Raw genomic sequence first — 16,321 nt, forward strand, 5'->3', positions numbered from 1 at the left:
GTACTATTGCGGGTACAAGAAATTTAGATGGATAAAATAATACTTTAGTATAATAACTATTGTAAAATAATAAATAATATTGAATAATGCATAAAATTGAAATTAGGTTGAGATAAATGTGGCAGTGGTTTAAACGGCAAGAAATAGATAGACAGCTTGGATTTATCATTATCTTTGGTGGTGCTATCTATATTATATATATGTGGTATATTGTCCCAATTCGTTGGCATCTTGCTGAAACGAAAAAAGATTGTGGTGTATTTGTAAATTATTATGATAGAGCCCGTTCTGGCAAAGGTTCTACATGGACAGAACGTTGGTTAATTATACAAGGTCAAACAGGTAAAACATATCAATTTATTTACTCTAAAAGATATCATGAATCATTTTCTTTTATTCAACATGATTTAAGGCAAGGTCAAAAACTATGTTTTGAATATTTTGACCCTTGGTTTGAATATGAATATGGTAAAACTTTTTTTAAATCAATAAAATTGACAGGAGATAAATAATGTCTGTATATACAAATGGTACAATTGCTGGTGCTAGAAATTTAGATGGAGCGATGAACTCTCCTGCAGAGCCAACTGTAGGACAACATATGAGTACAGCAGGGAATGCTGTAACGATTGCTGGAGCAGTAACTGAGTTTTATACCAAATATAATGGTGGAAACCTTGGTACTTTGGGAGGACTTGTAAGTGCATTAGGCTCTTTGGAACACGCTAGACATCAAATATTTAAAGAAAAAGTAGCCTTAACCCCTGAAGAACAAGCAGCAGTGGTTGAGGGTTTGCTAAATTTACTAGCTTTTGCTGCTAAAAATCACCCTGTTGGTCGTTTATTTACTTTGGGTGAGTATGCGGCGGTTATGGTAGGAGCATATGCTAAAACTCTTGACTGGAAAGAGAAAATGAATGCCAAAAATTGGCAGGAAGAGCCAAATCGTTCAGGGAAACATTACTATTATTATGACCCATTGGTTTTAGACTTAGATGGTGATGGTGTTGAAACACTGGCTCATAAAAATAAGGGTGTCATGTTTGATTTTGATGCAGATGGACTGCGTCATGCAACAGGTTGGGTTAAAGATGATGATGGTATTTTAGTATATGACCGTAACGCTGATGGCACTATTAATGATGGGCGAGAAGTGTTTGGTGATAGTACACTGAAAAAAGATGGTAGCACAGCAAAACATGGTTTTGACGCTTTAGCTGATTTAGACAGCAATGGCGATGGTTATATTAACCAAGACGATGATGCTTATAAATTACTGAGCGTGTGGCAAGACAAAAATCAAGATGGTATTTCTCAAGAAGACGAACTGAAAACGCTTGAAGAGTTAGGTATTCAATCACTTAACTTAGCTTATCAAAATATAAGGCAGAATTTAAATGGTGATAATCAGCTTACCCAAATTGGAAATTATACTAAAGTTGATGGCACAAAATTTACAATGGGTGATGTAAACTTTAAATTTAATAGTTTTTATAGCCAACATAGTGTAGCAGTTGAGATTACTGATACTCAGATTTCACAGTTGCCAAATTTGGCAGGTAGTGGGCGTGTGCGTAGTTTACATGAAGCAATGCAACTCTCAACAGAGTTAAAAGAAGTCGTGATTCAATACGCTCAAGCGAGTACAAAGCAAGCTCAATTGGAATTATTACCAAGTTTGTTAAAGGCATGGGCTAAAACTGACCCAGAATATCATGAATTTCAAGTGCCTAATCTTAAAAAATCAGTTGTGGTAGATGCAAGTGACCCTGATGCGATTCGAATTAATGCGACAGGTGTACGAGAAGAAGTCATTGAAGATAGAAGTTATATAGAGCGGATACAGGCAAAATATAATACTATTGCTCATAAAATTGGTGTGTTAGATAGCTTTTTAGGTACTAAAACAACAAATCTTTATTATTATGATGAACAACATGCTCAAGACACGGTTGATATTATCAATAAAACGTATGAAAATTTAAACGATGTTATTTATGCAGGGCTTTATGGGCAAGTTGCTGTATTTAACCACTATAGTCATTATGTTTATCTGCATATCAAAGAAGATGATGAACAAAATATGCAATATAGCTTAGATTTTTCTCCATTAGTTGAGTATTTTAAACAGAAAATTGCAACTGGTGATGAACAGCAATTAAAATCTGTTTTTGTGGATTTAATGGAATATATGCACTATTTTCAAGCTCCTAAGATATTATCAAATCATAATTTTTCTAAGGTAGTTGTGTTATTATCTCAAATTAATGAGCAGATGACGATACAGCAAAGAACTGAATGGTTAGATGAAATTAATCCTATTTTGCGTGAACAAAATCTTATTGCATTTGGTACAGATGAGAATAATCTTATTCAAGGTCTTAATGACAATGATATGATGTTTGGTAAGGGAGGTAATGACACTCTTTATGGTAATGCAGGCGATGACACCTTAATCGGTGGAGTTGGTAATGATACCTTAATTGGTGGAATTGGTGATGACACCTATGTATTTAGTGGAGACTGGGGACAAGACATTATCCGTGATAACACTGATAACAACAAAATTTATTTGGAAGGTATAAATCCTGACAGTTTGCACCTATTTAGAGATGGTAATGACTTAATTATCAAACAACTTGGTACTACTAATCAAATTACTGTTTATAATCAATTCCACCATCAAGCAGATAGTACACATATCACAAGTATCCAATCAATTACTTTTGACAATGGTGTGATTTGGGATGTTAATATCATCAAACAAAAAACGGTCATTGGTACAGATGATGATAATATTATTCAAGGTCTTAATGACAATGATATGATATTTGGTAAGGGAGGTAATGACACTCTTTATGGTAATGCAGGTGATGACACCTTAATCGGTGGAGTTGGTAATGATACCTTAATTGGTGGAATTGGTGATGATAGCTATGTATTTAGTGGAGACTGGGGACAAGACATTATATCTGACAATACTGGCACCAACCAAATCCGCTTAGAAGGTGTGAAACCATCTGAAGTTTATCTATATCATGATAATAGACATTTGATTATTAAGCAATTAGGCTCAGAGAACAGCATCCAAATTCAACATCAATTTGATGATAAGGTCGGTCAAGTTCCTATCACAAGTATTCTATTTGCTGACGGTACACTTTGGGATAGTTCAGTTTTTAAGAAGTACGCAGTAATCGGCACCCCATTAAATGATGTACGCTATGGCTTTGATGGTCTTGACATTATGTATGGTCAAGATGGTGATGATACGCTCTATGGTCAGCTTGATAATGACATTTTATATGGTGGTGATGGTCAGGATCAATTATATGGCGAAGATGGTAATGACACCCTTTATGGTGAAAATGGTAATGATACCCTAGATGGGGGCATTGGTGCAGACCGCCTAATTGGTGGAGCTGGCAATGACATATATTATGTCAATGAATTAGGCGATGAAGTCATTGAAAATGCTGAAGAAGGTGAGGATATTGTGATTAGTGCAATAGATTACACCTTAACTCAACACGTAGAGAACCTGACTTTAGTCAATAATGAACAGGCGATTACAGCTACGGGTAATACCTTAAATAACATTATTATCGGTAATGCACTTGATAATACTCTAGATGGTCAAGCAGGGATAGATACCATGATTGGTGGTACAGGTAATGACACTTACTATGTGGACAATAGCCAAGATATTATCATAGAACAAGCAGGAGAAGGTAATGACCATATCATAGCAAGTAGTGACTACACACTATCGGCATATATTGAAAATCTAACCTTAGTAGATAATGCTACGATTGCGATAGGTAATGACCACAATAACATCATAATTGGTAATCAACAAGCAAACCACTTAGAAGGAGGTCGTGGTGATGACAGTCTAAATGGTGGTTTAGGTGCTGATACCATGATAGGTGGTTTAGATAATGATACTTACTATGTGGATAATATCTTAGACCGAGTTGTAGAACTCATAGATGAAGGCTATGATACCATCATCAGTCAGGTTGATTATACACTTAGTCAGCACGTAGAACATTTAATTCTAGAGGCAGGTTCAAAAGCCATTTATGCTACAGGCAATGAACTTAATAATTTCATTGAGGGCAATGAACACAACAACATCATTGACGGAGGTGCAGGAGCAGACCGTATGAATGGTGGAGCTGGTAATGACTATTACATCGTCGATCATGAATTTGATCAAGTACTTGAGCATTTTAGTTTAGAGAGTGGTATAGACACCGTAGAGCAACACATCGACCGCCCATTCTATGACTTTGATGAGTTTGGTAATACGAACAAAACAGGCTCTTACCACTTACTTTTTAATAATGTAGAAAACCTGATTTTAAAAGGCACAGCCAAAACAGCATTTGGTAATGACTTAGATAATATCATTACCCTAAACGAGCAAAACAACTTTGTGAATGCTCTATCAGGTAATGACACCATTATCTACCAAAAAGGAGGAGGTAAGGACACCATTGTGAGCACAGATCGCTTGGAAAGTATGGACACATTGGTTATCGAAGGCTATGAAATGTCAGAAGCAATGTTTGTCCGTGTGACCAATACAGCCAGCCCCCATGATATGCTCCAAATCCGCTTTAAAGGAACAAATGACCAAATTACTTTACTTGATTATTTTGCCAGCGATATGAATGGTCAAAACAATCGAATAGATGAAATTACCTTTAAAAAAGGTGAGCAGATGACTACATTGTCACAAAGCGAGTTTGAAACAAAAATCTTTGCTCAGACCAACAACCATGCACCGCAGGTAAATAAATATCCAAAACCAATACAAGGAGAGATCGGTAAGGTGTTATCCGTTAGCTTTGATAAAGACACCATCAAAGATATAGACCCTTATGACAGAGAATTATCTTACCGCCTAACACTGGCAAGTAAAGGAGCTGATGGACAGTATGAAGCACTACCAAGCTGGCTCAACTTTGACCCAGCCACACTCACTTTGACAGGCACACCACCCAAAGGAACAAAAAGCAACCTTCAATTCATCCTATGGGGCGAAGACAGCTTTAATCATAGTGCTGGTGCCTATGTTAATCTTAACATTGCCAATAGTACAAATCATACACCAGCAACGACTGTACCATCAGCCCCTATTGTTACAGGTAATACCATCAAAGATACTAAAGGCAATGATACGCTAAAAGGTACAATTGCTGATAACACCTTTATTTACACAGGTGGAGTAGACACCATTACAGATAAAGGAGGATATGATACATTGGTCTTTGGCAATGGTATTACCTTTAATCAGGTAGGTCAAGGACTGATGATGTCAGGTAATGATTTGGTGCTAAGAGTGAATGGTAGCAGTGCCAACCAAGTAACACTAAAAAACTTCTTTACAGATGGCAATAGCATTATTGAAACCATCAAATTTGAAACTGGTGGTCAAATTGACTACAAGCAAATTTACAGTTTGTTTGGTAAAACAGTAGCAACCGACACACCTGCCCCAACAACAGACACCACCACAAGTCCAGCCAAGCCAACAGTTAGCCCACAAAACAACTTTGTTGGCACAGCAAAAGCGGATAAGATAACAGGTACCAAAGGTAATGACCAATTACAAGGTTTATCGGGAGCGGATACTTTAAATGCTAAAGAAGGTAATGATATACTTATCGGAGGCATAGGTAATGATACCTTGATGGGAGGTATAGGCGATGATTTATACTACTTTACCCAAGGCTTTGGCAGAGATACGATTATTAATACAGGAGGTGGCTATGATAACATCTATTTTGATGGTATTAGTTTTAACCAAATCGGACAAGGTTTAACTAAACAAAACAATAATCTCATTCTCAAAGTGAAAGGCAGTACAGATGAATTGACGTTGAAGGATTTCTTTTTAGGTGGGGACAATGCTAGTCTTAACATTCACTTTAAGGATGGGGGGAGTATTAGTAATACCCAGCTTTTAGATGCATTTAAATCGAGTAAAACGCCAACACATAGTGATAGTCAAGGGTTTAATCAAGCATTAGAGACATCATTAGTGTTGATGGAAGAGTTTAAACATCTTACAACAGACACACATACACCTATTTTTTAGGTTAGTTGGTTAGGTTGTTTGCTAGTTAGATTATTAAGTGGTTAAACTTAAACTATATAGCTTGTTTGTTGGTAGATAGTTTAGTGATTAGATAGTTTGCTGGATATGTTAGACCTTCAAAATTGAACTGCACCCCAAAGTTAGATATTTTTATAGGAAAGCGCTAACATTTGGGGTGTTTGATTGGATGTATGTAGATAAGTTCAAGTAATAAAGTATTTAAAATCTCAGTTTGTTTTTTAATTATTTTTTAAACTTAATTTGTAGAATAACACTTGTTTTTATGGATTTAGTGCTTTAGAATAAATAAATTTAGTTTTTAGGAGATGAGTTATGTCTAATCAAGAATGGTTATATCAGTATGATAGTGAGCATTACTATCAATTTAAATCACTTTATTTGAAAATTTAACGTTTTATAAAAGAAATACCTATGTCTAAACATTCTGATACGATAAAAGACTGGCTTGTTTCAAACCGTCTTTATGAAGTCCATATTTTTTATTATACCTTGATTGTTGCTTTTTGGATAATCGTAGGTTTCTTTAGTTTAGGTTTTGAAATCAATGGATATAGCCAATTACAAAATCTTTTTTTTAATTTTATTTGGTATTTAGTAGTATGTGTATTAATGACAGTTAGTTTAACTATATTTTGTAATACGTATGAGACTAATAAATATGAAAAGTACTTAAAAAACCTAGAAAAAGAAATAGCAGAAAACTTAACTGATGGTGAAAAAGAAATTGTTTGGGATTTGATAAAAGAGCAAGGTCATACTCTGCCGACTAACAAGCAACGCTATGCAATGTTGTTTTTAGGAGCGTATTTGTTATTGGAATTATTTTTTATTTCGGCATGGGTTAAAGAAATGAGACTTATATGGCAACCTGATTGGGTAGTATCGGTTATAGAATGGGTATTAGAACATACAGAACTGGTATCAATATCAACAGGTGGGGATTTTTTTTCTTTTTCTGTAATTCTAAAGAGTAACGATTTCCTATATCAATACTATCAAGATAAGGATGTATTTTTAAATTCGGAGCTTGGTAAATCCGCAATGCTTTTTGTATTTTTAAAATTCATAGCTAGTTTCCCCATTTTAGTTGCTTTATCTATTGTAGTATCAAAAGTACTGAATTGGCTTGGAATAAATCATTTAATTAACCGTGCTAACTCTAGTGTTTGGGGATTTATTTGGACATCTGCTTTAATGATGTTTGGTTTATTACTGGTTTTTATTTTTTTTATGTTATCAGGTGATATAGCTTCAAATACAATAATTTTACCTATTGTAATAAAAAATCAGGGTTGGGTTGATGCTTTTGGTTGGAATTTTATGTATATTGGTGTTGTATTTGGCTTGCAATTATTTTTTGAATGGTTGCGTTTAATTAAAACATATTTTTAGAGGGCAGTATTATGAGTAATCAAATTGAACAACATGGTGGTATTATTGCTTACTTTTTAGAAAATATTCGAAGTTCCGTTATAAGTAGAACAGTTGGAGGAGAACCAAATGATGGAAATGTGACACTTAATGAAGTTGCTTCTTGTATTTTTTAGAGAAATATACTAATAAGTGGGTGTAATTAAATTAAAATTTTCATCGACATGGTTTATCTTGTAAAATAATATTGCTCAACTTACTTTTTATATAATTATAATTAATTGATTTGAAAAACTATTTTTTATTTAAATAATCTATTTAATTTATTGTGATGGCATAATAATGTTTCGTCCATTGTTTTTGATATTGATATTGTTATAAAATAACATTACATTTTTGTAGAATGTATTAGGATTTTGTATGTTAAACGTGTTAAAGAAAGCAAAAATTGTTTTAGCGTTGCTATCGTTAGGTGCAAGTTCGATGATTTGGGCAGATACAACCCAAGTACTACCAACGATTGAAGTAACAGCAGAACAAGAAAGTAGCGAAACAAACTTATTGGGTAAACGTCCTAATGTGAGCGACCAAACCATTCAAGCTAAAGAGTTGAAACAAAGTGCAACAACTTTGGGTGATGCCTTAAGTGGAGAATTAGGCATTCATTCTAACCAATTTGGTGGTGGGGCATCTGCTCCGATTATTCGTGGGCAAGAAGGGAAACGTATTAAGGTACTTGCTAATAATGCAGATGTGGTTGATATGGCAAATATGTCGCCAGACCATGCAATTAGTGTGGATACTCACTTAGCTAAACAAGTAGAATTAGTTCGTGGAGCAACTACTTTACTTTATAGCTCGGGTAATGCCGCAGGTGTTGTCAATGTTATTGACAATAAAATTCCAAGTGCATTACCAAATCATGGTTTTGAAGCAGAAGCTGGGTTTCGTTTTAATACCAATAGTAATGAAAAATTGACTACATTAGGTACAACAATTGGTTTAGGTAAAAATTTTGCTGTACGTTTAGAAGGTCTAAATCGTGATGTGGGGAATTATAAAACACCAAATCATTTACATCCGATACATGAATTTGAACATGGAGAGATAGAAACAACGTATCAAAAATTAAATTATTTACCTGAAAGTTGGGCTAAAGGTAAAGTGGGAACAGTTGGATTATCATGGTTAGGTAAACATGGCTATTTAGGAGCTTCTTTAACTGAACGCCGTGAAAAATATGGCTTACCTGCACATAGTCATGCTTATGAACAGTGCCAAGTGAGTGTGATTATGCCACGAGGTTTTCGAGATGAACCGTATTTGGCGATTTATCCACATTTAGTAAGCAAAGATACCCATATTAATTGGGAAAATGCCAAAGTCCATCATTGTGAAGATAGCCATACTCATGCAGGACATAGCCATGATGATGAGCATGAACATGAATCAGCATGGATTGATTTAAAATCGAAACGTTATGAAATTCGTGGTGAATGGTTAGAGCCTGTTAAAGGTATAGCAAAAACACGCTTACACCTTGCTCGTACTGATTATAAACATGATGAGAAGGAAGGAAGTGAGGCAAATAGTTTCTTTAAAAATAAAGGTACATCAGCACGTTTAGAATTTGCTCATCAACCTATTGGAGAATTACAGGGTGTTTGGGGAATACAATATTTAAATTCTAAAAATAGTGCAACTGAAAAACCTAAGTTCCATTATAATGTCTGGAAAAAAAGATATGAACCTGTTGATAAACAACCTCTCTTAAATAATAATGAAACCAAGAATATTAGCCTATTTGGGCTAGAACAATTGAAATGGAATAATTTTACGTTTGAATTATCTGGACGTGCAGAACAACAGAAAGTAAGTATGGATTATGATGTTGAGGCTATCAGTGATATTATTGATAGAAAATGTGGGACAAGTTATAGTTGTCGTAACGAAGCCATTCAAGATAAAATTCAACAAACTGTTGTCAAGTTAAAACCGCATAAAGAGAATGCTTATTCTTATGCGTTGAGTACACATTGGCAATTTAAACCTAATTATACATTATCTTTAAATTTATCTCATCAAGAACGTGTACCTAATGCACAAGAGCTGTATGCTCATGGTATGCATTTAGCAACAAATTCTTTTGAAATGGGCAATATTCATTTGCGTAAAGAAAAATCCAATAATTTTGAACTTGGTTTAGGTTATCAAGGTGATAAATTGGATTATAAATTATCAAGCTATCTTTATGATTTTGATAATTATATTTATTTATTTGCATTAAATGAAAATTCTAATACCTTTTCAGTAGATAAAGATAATCGTTTATTACGCATTAATCGTTATGAACAATCTAAAGCTCGTTTTTATGGGGTAGAAGCACAGATTGGCTATCAGTTCACACCAGTATATTATGTCTCATTTTTTGGTGATTATGTGCGTGGTCGCTTAAAAGATTTACCAGATGTGGTAGACGAAACACATTGGCTAACAGGTGAGCCGACATCTTATAAATCTCAAGCAGATCGTTATACCCCACGTTTACCCCCAATGCGTTTAGGTACACGGATTAAAGCGAATTTTGATGAAAATTGGTCAGGTAATGTAGAATTTATACGTACTTTTGACCAAAATAAACTTTCTAAATTTGAGAGTAAAACTAACGGTTATGATATGTTAAATATGGGTTTAAATTATCAAGGGCGGTTTGTTCCTAGTGAATATGATGTATTCTTTAAAGCGAATAACTTACTTGACCAAAAAGTGTATGCACATGAAACATATTTACCATATATTCCACAAATGGGACGTAACTTTAGTTTAGGTGTGAATTGGAAATTTTAAGCGTTGCAATGATTACATAGTAAAAAGGTGGATGTAATAGTCCACCTTTTTTTATGAAAGTATATATCAAATTTTGTGAGCTATGATGAATTTATCATATTGGATAGTATATTCATACACAAAATACGTTATAATAATAGTATTATTTTAATTGATAAAAATTTAAACGCTATGAAACGTGCTACTATTCTAAGCCTTGCATTTTTAACGAGTAGTGCAGTATTTGCACAAGCTCCATCAAATGAATCTCAAATAACTAAGCCTGTACGTTATTTAACCATCAAAAATTTTACGGTTGATGCACGAGCACAACAGCCTGCTACGGTAAAAGATCCATTTGAACCGATGAATCGTAAGATTTTTACTTTTAATGAAACTTTGGATAAATATATTGCGAAACCTGTTGCAGTCCAATATCAAGAAAAAGTTCCAGAAGAAGTTCGTGGTTCATATCATTCATTTCGTAAAAATTTAGGTGAACCTTGGAATGCAGTCAATCAGCTTATTCAAGGAAAACCTGTACGAGCAACTAAGACTTTAGGACGTTTTACGGTTAATACTTTAACTAGTTTAGGGTTTGCTGACCCTGCAAGTCGTATTGGTTTAACGCAACAAGAAGAAAGTTTTGGTACAACGTTAGGTTATTATGGTGTAAATACAGGGCCTTATTTGATGTTACCTGTGTTAGGTCCAAGTACTATGCGTGATGCAGTAGGTATGGCGATTGACAGACAAGCTCAACCACAGAGTTATTTACATAATGATAAAGCAACAATAAGCATGACAACTTTAACAGGTGTGGATAAACGTGCAGGTTTGTTAAGTATTGAACAAATGTTACCAGAAGATAAATATGCTGCGATTCGTGATGTTTATTTAGAGCGTAAAGCATTTGATATTGCTGAACTGCAAGGTGTAACGCAAGAACACGTCTTTGCTGATGATATTGAAGTGATTAATGAAGATGTGGAATTGTCTGATGAAGTTTTACCAGATGAATTATCTGTACCAACTGAATAAGTAGCACAATAACATCGCTTTTATAATTCATGAAAGCGATGATTATTTTATATTAGATATTTGATAATATTAGAGTTTTTTATGTCGCCCTTTTTAACAGAACAATTTACACTTGACCATTTTGTTGGTAAAACGCCACTTGTGAAAGCACAACGTCTTGCTAATCGTACGCAAGCGACTGTTTTATTTAAACTTGAAGGTAATAATCCAGCAGGTTCGGTGAAAGATAGACCAGCATATCACATGATTATGCAGGCGGAGCGTCGTGGACAAATCAAGCAGGGTGATACTTTAATTGAAGCGACCAGTGGCAATACGGGCATTGCATTGGCGATGGTAGCGGCGATGCGTGGTTATAAAATGACCTTAATCATGCCTGATAATATGAGCCAAGAACGTAAAGATGCTATGCGTGCTTATGGTGCAGAATTGATAGAAGTGCCTAAAGCTCAAGGCATGGAAGGGGCGAGAGATTTAGCCTTGCAAATGCAAGCCGAAGGCAAAGGTTTAGTATTAAACCAATTTGCCAATATGGATAATCCTGAAGCACATTATTTGACCACAGGTCCAGAAATTTGGCAACAAACCCAAGGCAAAATTACTCATTTTGTTAGTGCGATGGGAACGACTGGCACGATTATGGGGGTATCAAAATATTTAAAAGAACAAAATCCAAATATTGAAATTGTAGGTTTACAACCAAGCGATGGGGCGAGTATTGCAGGGATTCGCCGTTGGCCGACTGAATATTTACCAACTATTTTTGATGCCAGTCGTGTGGATAAAATCATTGATATTCCACAACTTGAAGCGGAAAAAACTATGCGTCAGTTGGCTCGTCAAGAAGGTATCAGTGCAGGTGTATCATCAGGGGGAGCGGTGTGGGCAAGTTTAAAAATTGCTGAACAAAATCCAAATGCGGTTATTGTCTGTATTATTTGCGACCGTGGCGATCGTTATTTATCGACAGGATTATTTTCGGTAGATGATGGGGACGTGTAATGCGTTTAAACTTGTTGTGTTGTGCGTTATTTTGCGGTCTATTATGTAGTCAAATCAGCTATGCAAAATCAGGTGTTGGTACACAATTAGTCAATATCGAACGACAACCATTGGCAAATCGTTTAGCCAATGGTTTTTGGGTCTATGATGACCCAACAACACATCGTTCGATTGTGTTTGAATTAGGCGAACATAGTCATAACAAGGGTTATTATTTTTATCGTGAATGGAAATATGATTGTCATAATGCAGAGAACCCCTTACATCGCATTGTTGGTGTGCCTGAAAATGATAATGGCGTGATGGCTGATTTTTATATTTCTTCTGGTTATCGTGATTATCAGCCTTTTTTAACGCAGTTACATTTGGTTAAATTAAAACCTAAGAAATATGTGATTTTATCGAAAGAAACGCCTGACGGTGTGCAAAAATATCGGTTTGATTATCAAACTGAAAATAAAGCCAAATGTCAATTTAAATAAATTGTCATGACATTTTGAGAATATTACCCATGTATAATCCTATCTTAGTCTTTGATATTGAAACAAAAATTGATATTCATTCAGGACGTATTTTATATGATTTTGAGTTGAATGATGAAGATAGTGAACAGGCGTTAATTAAATTACGCCGTCAAGAGACTGGGCAAGAGTTTCAACGTTTGGCATTACATGAAATTGTCTGTATTTCTGGTTTTTGGTTTAATGAGGGGGATATTAAACTCTTTTCGTGGACGCAAGAACAATATAGTGAAACGGAAATTATTCAAAAATTTTTTAAAGTTTTTCAAAAATATCAACAATATAGCCCACGCATTGTGACTTGGAATGGTTCGCAATTTGATTTGCCTGTGTTGATGATTCGTTCGATGTTGCATGGTTTATCATCAGCTTATTTGTGGGATAATGGTGAGCTGTTTAGCCAAAAACGCTATCAAAATTATGTCAATCGTTATCATCATCAACATATTGATTTAATGGACCAATTGGCGATGTTTCATCAAAAACATTTTGCCAAACTTGATGATATGGCTCATTTTTTTGGTTTGGCGGGCAAGCCTGAATTAGATTTAAATGGGGCAATTAAACAGCAAAATTGGTCAATCGTAAGACAATATTGTGAAAGTGATGTGTTAAATACTTGGTTAATTTATCTGCGTTGGTCGTTGTTAAAAGGACAGCTTGATGGCGAATCGCATGATAATATGGTGCATGAAACGTTGGCGTATTTACAGGAGCAAGCACATTGTCAAAATTTTATCGAACGTTGGCAACATTATGCACAAAAAAATGTGTTTAGTCAGCGATTTTTCCCTTAAATGGCACAGATAATCATGACTAATCCATTGATTTTTAATATAGAAAGTTTATCCCATGAAGGGCGTGGCATTGCCCATTATCATGATGAACATCACTCAACTGAAAAGCACGGTAAAAAAGTATTTGTGCGTTATGCTTTGCCTAATGAAACGGTAGAAATTCGCCTAACGAATGAGCTGAAACGTTGGGAAGAAGCGGATATGATTCGCCTTGTGGGTGAGCCGTCTCCACAGCGAGTTGAGCCATTTTGTCGATATTATATGCAATGTGGTGGTTGTAATTTGCAACATCTTGATTTAAATGCACAAATTGAACATAAACAACAAGTATTGGCATCGCATTTTCAGCATTTGGCACAGGTTCAACCCGATGAATGGTTACAACCAATTCGTTCACAACAGCAGGATTATCGCAGACGGACGAGAATTGGTGTACGATATTTAGCCAAAAAACAACAGTTTTTGTTTGGTTTTCGTGCTAATCAGTCCAATCATTTGGTTGATATAGAATCTTGCCCAATCTTAGATAATCAATTAAATCAAAAACTTAAAGCATTAAAACAGTGTTTAAGCCAACTGCATGGCAAAGCGGATATTGGACATATTGAATTGGCGATGGGCGATGATGATATTGCTCAAAATATTGGCTTGTTAATTCGAGAAACGGCATCATTAAGTAAAAAAGATAAACAAATTTTAATCGATTTTTGCCAACAACAGCAATGGAAATTGTATCTGCAACCCGCTCGCCGTAATGATATTTATCGGATTGATGATGGTTCAAATGCTAAAAATACGGCTGATTTAATCTATAAAATCAATGGAATACAGTTTAATTTTGCCATGAGCGATTTTACTCAAGTCAATCATAGTGTCAATCAACAGATGATAGAGCAAGCCTTGCATTTATTAAATTTACAACAAGGCGAGCGAGTGCTGGATTTATTTTGTGGTTTGGGTAATTTTTCCTTGCCAATGGCTCAAGTTGTAGGGCAGAATGGTTTAGTGGTTGGTGTGGAAGGCAGTTCAGCAATGGTTCAACGTGCTAAGGCGAATGCCAAACAAAATCAATTACATAATACCCAATTTTATGCCCAAGACTTAAGTCAAGATTGCTCAAAACAAAATTGGGCAAAGCAAGGTTTTGATGCGATTTTAATTGACCCACCACGCACAGGAGCGTGGGAAATGATGGTGTATTTGGCGAATTTTCAGGCAAAACGGATAGTCTATGTGTCGTGTAACCCTGCAACTTTAGCTCGAGATAGTCAAGTCTTATTAGAAAGTGGTTATCGTTTGAGCAAGGCAGGTATTATGGATATGTTTAGCCACACCGCTCATGTGGAAAGTATGGCGTTGTTTGAAAAAATTGATATTTTGGGATAAAAGTTTGATTTTCTTATCTTATTTTAAATAATCTATATCGGGAAGTTGAAAAGGTGGGTGTGGAGACATATCTACAATGATAATTCGTTGTTCTTCTCTGATGTAATGCAAAATATATTCACTTACATAATCACCTCTTTCTGATAATTCATAATTAGGAATACCAATGTGATAATGCCATAGTTGGTATTTTTGTGCATAAGCTACACGCTCTGACCAATTAGGGTCATTTGTAGGCACATTGTCTGAATTTTTATTACGCCCTTTTAATCCTGTAAGTCCATATTGCTGTACATGAGTGACAAAAGCTGAAATTTTTTGTCTATCTGTTTCAGGGAAGTTACGTAAATATTGTTTAAAACGTGGCGTAAATTCAACAATCATACATCATCTCTGTGTAGCCAAGCATCAAACTCTTCAAAAGAATTAAACTGCGGTACAGTGACTCGACCACTATCAATAGATTGTTGAATACGTTCCATATCAAAAGTAAAATTGTCATGTGTAGATTGGGTCAGTTGTTTAACGACCTTACCATTATCTACAATATGTACAACTTCATCAGCTTTAATCTGTAAAATTTGTTGCTGTACAGTTGGTGGTAATGTTGCAAGCTCAATCAACATATATTATTTTCCTAAGCAAATGTGTATCACTCAACATTAAACCATAAAATGTGAATGCTTGAAAAAAGTTCATTAGTTTTTGCAGTTGTTTCTTGAATGATAACAGAAATAAAATCAATTTAACACGATTTTTAATGTTGAATAGTGTAAATATGACTGAATAAGATTCATTCTATCTAAAAATATGCTTAGTCATTTTACCTATGTAGAAAGTATGGTGTTGTTTGAGAAAGTATCTAGCATAGGAGATGAATAAATTCTTTATTGACAAGAATGATTATTATTTATAATATTAAGCAAATATATCAAAATCGTGGTGAAATGATGATGAATAAATTTTATCCTATGATTGCTCAATTTTTCTTAATATTTTTTGTGTGGATTGGTGTGCAATATCTTTTATTTGAACCATTGCATTATTGGAAAACGGTCATTAGCGGTGTAATATTTTCTTTGATTTTTGTGATTAGTTGGCACATCATGCTGACCAAAATTGAGCAAAAAATCAAAAATGAACAATAATGCTGAATAAATGGCGGATATGCTCCCACAAATTTATGTTCCCCCAATTTGTATAGTCATATTATTTTCATAAAAAATAGAGTATAATTGCCAATTAAA

The 16,321-nt window shown here is 34.8% G+C and carries 13 protein-coding genes; 11 read left to right on the forward strand and 2 right to left on the reverse strand.

The window, feature by feature from the left end; all coding sequences use genetic code 11:
* The first annotated feature begins 116 nt into the window (after positions 1-116).
* The 10 genes from LU301_RS02590 to rlmD all read left to right on the forward strand — a co-directional run bounded on the left by LU301_RS02590 (position 117) and on the right by rlmD (position 15,074).
* Positions 117-512: a hypothetical protein gene (locus LU301_RS02590; protein ID WP_305272240.1), complete on the forward strand. Its 396-nt coding sequence runs from the start codon at positions 117-119 to the stop codon at positions 510-512.
* Positions 512-6,109: a calcium-binding protein gene (locus tag LU301_RS02595; protein ID WP_305272244.1), complete on the forward strand. Its 5,598-nt coding sequence runs from the start codon at positions 512-514 to the stop codon at positions 6,107-6,109. The genes LU301_RS02590 and LU301_RS02595 overlap by 1 nt, the downstream gene beginning before the upstream one ends.
* A 432-nt stretch (positions 6,110-6,541) precedes the next feature.
* The gene (locus LU301_RS02600; RefSeq protein ID WP_305272246.1) at positions 6,542-7,522 is read left to right on the forward strand and encodes a hypothetical protein; all 981 of its coding nucleotides are present in this window, start codon (positions 6,542-6,544) and stop codon (positions 7,520-7,522) included.
* An 11-nt stretch (positions 7,523-7,533) separates the two neighbouring features.
* Positions 7,534-7,677, forward strand: a complete 144-nt coding sequence (locus LU301_RS02605) for a hypothetical protein (RefSeq protein WP_305272248.1) — start codon at positions 7,534-7,536, stop codon at positions 7,675-7,677.
* Positions 7,678-7,921: 244 nt separating this feature from the next.
* Positions 7,922-10,348 carry a TonB-dependent receptor gene (locus tag LU301_RS02610; protein ID WP_305272249.1) on the forward strand — a complete coding sequence of 809 codons (2,427 nt, stop codon included), beginning with the start codon at positions 7,922-7,924 and terminating at the stop codon, positions 10,346-10,348.
* Positions 10,349-10,519: 171 nt separating this feature from the next.
* Positions 10,520-11,368 carry an MlaA family lipoprotein gene (locus tag LU301_RS02615; protein WP_305272251.1) on the forward strand — a complete coding sequence of 283 codons (849 nt, stop codon included), beginning with the start codon at positions 10,520-10,522 and terminating at the stop codon, positions 11,366-11,368.
* A gap of 81 nt (positions 11,369-11,449) precedes the next feature.
* Positions 11,450-12,370 (forward strand): cysteine synthase CysM, encoded by a 921-nt coding sequence (cysM, locus tag LU301_RS02620; protein WP_305272252.1) that lies wholly within the window; start codon positions 11,450-11,452, stop codon positions 12,368-12,370.
* Positions 12,370-12,852 carry a hypothetical protein gene (locus LU301_RS02625; protein WP_305272253.1) on the forward strand — a complete coding sequence of 161 codons (483 nt, stop codon included), beginning with the start codon at positions 12,370-12,372 and terminating at the stop codon, positions 12,850-12,852. Before cysM ends, LU301_RS02625 begins: the two co-directional genes overlap by 1 nt.
* Positions 12,853-12,881: 29 nt before the next feature.
* Complete coding sequence (locus LU301_RS02630; RefSeq protein ID WP_305272255.1) at positions 12,882-13,688, forward strand: 3'-5' exonuclease; 807 nt, start codon at positions 12,882-12,884, stop codon at positions 13,686-13,688.
* 15 nt (positions 13,689-13,703) lie between these two features.
* Positions 13,704-15,074: a 23S rRNA (uracil(1939)-C(5))-methyltransferase RlmD gene (gene rlmD / locus LU301_RS02635; protein ID WP_305272257.1), complete on the forward strand. Its 1,371-nt coding sequence runs from the start codon at positions 13,704-13,706 to the stop codon at positions 15,072-15,074.
* A gap of 18 nt (positions 15,075-15,092) precedes the next feature.
* On the opposite strand, the gene LU301_RS02640 is transcribed toward rlmD, so the two are convergent.
* Both LU301_RS02640 and LU301_RS02645 read right to left on the reverse strand, forming a co-directional pair.
* Entirely contained in the window at positions 15,093-15,458 is a 366-nt protein-coding gene (locus LU301_RS02640; RefSeq protein WP_305272259.1) for a hypothetical protein, read from the reverse strand.
* Complete coding sequence (locus LU301_RS02645) at positions 15,455-15,700, reverse strand: hypothetical protein (protein ID WP_305272262.1); 246 nt, start codon at positions 15,698-15,700, stop codon at positions 15,455-15,457. The genes LU301_RS02640 and LU301_RS02645 overlap by 4 nt, the downstream gene beginning before the upstream one ends.
* 324 nt (positions 15,701-16,024) lie before the next feature.
* On the opposite strand from LU301_RS02645, the gene LU301_RS02650 reads away from it, so the two are divergent.
* Positions 16,025-16,222 (forward strand): hypothetical protein, encoded by a 198-nt coding sequence (locus LU301_RS02650; RefSeq protein ID WP_305272264.1) that lies wholly within the window; start codon positions 16,025-16,027, stop codon positions 16,220-16,222.
* Positions 16,223-16,321 lie beyond the last annotated feature (99 nt).

This window comes from Moraxella sp. ZY210820 (assembly GCF_030674635.1).
Taxonomy (GTDB): domain Bacteria; phylum Pseudomonadota; class Gammaproteobacteria; order Pseudomonadales; family Moraxellaceae; genus Acinetobacter.

Bases quoted from the DNA above. Each gene is read 5' to 3' on its own strand.
- LU301_RS02600 (WP_305272246.1), top strand. From the start codon at position 6,542: ATGTCTAAACATTCTGATACGATAAAAGACTGGCTTGTTTCAAACCGT.
- LU301_RS02630 (WP_305272255.1), top strand. From the start codon at position 12,882: ATGTATAATCCTATCTTAGTCTTTGATATTGAAACAAAAATTGATATT.
- LU301_RS02650 (WP_305272264.1), top strand. From the start codon at position 16,025: ATGATGAATAAATTTTATCCTATGATTGCTCAATTTTTCTTAATATTT.
- LU301_RS02615 (WP_305272251.1), top strand. From the start codon at position 10,520: ATGAAACGTGCTACTATTCTAAGCCTTGCATTTTTAACGAGTAGTGCA.
- LU301_RS02610 (WP_305272249.1), top strand. From the start codon at position 7,922: ATGTTAAACGTGTTAAAGAAAGCAAAAATTGTTTTAGCGTTGCTATCG.
- LU301_RS02595 (WP_305272244.1), top strand. From the start codon at position 512: ATGTCTGTATATACAAATGGTACAATTGCTGGTGCTAGAAATTTAGAT.
- LU301_RS02590 (WP_305272240.1), top strand. From the start codon at position 117: ATGTGGCAGTGGTTTAAACGGCAAGAAATAGATAGACAGCTTGGATTT.
- LU301_RS02625 (WP_305272253.1), top strand. From the start codon at position 12,370: ATGCGTTTAAACTTGTTGTGTTGTGCGTTATTTTGCGGTCTATTATGT.
- LU301_RS02605 (WP_305272248.1), top strand. From the start codon at position 7,534: ATGAGTAATCAAATTGAACAACATGGTGGTATTATTGCTTACTTTTTA.
- LU301_RS02640 (WP_305272259.1), bottom strand. From the start codon at position 15,458: ATGATTGTTGAATTTACGCCACGTTTTAAACAATATTTACGTAACTTC.
- rlmD (WP_305272257.1), top strand. From the start codon at position 13,704: ATGACTAATCCATTGATTTTTAATATAGAAAGTTTATCCCATGAAGGG.
- cysM (WP_305272252.1), top strand. From the start codon at position 11,450: ATGTCGCCCTTTTTAACAGAACAATTTACACTTGACCATTTTGTTGGT.
- LU301_RS02645 (WP_305272262.1), bottom strand. From the start codon at position 15,700: ATGTTGATTGAGCTTGCAACATTACCACCAACTGTACAGCAACAAATT.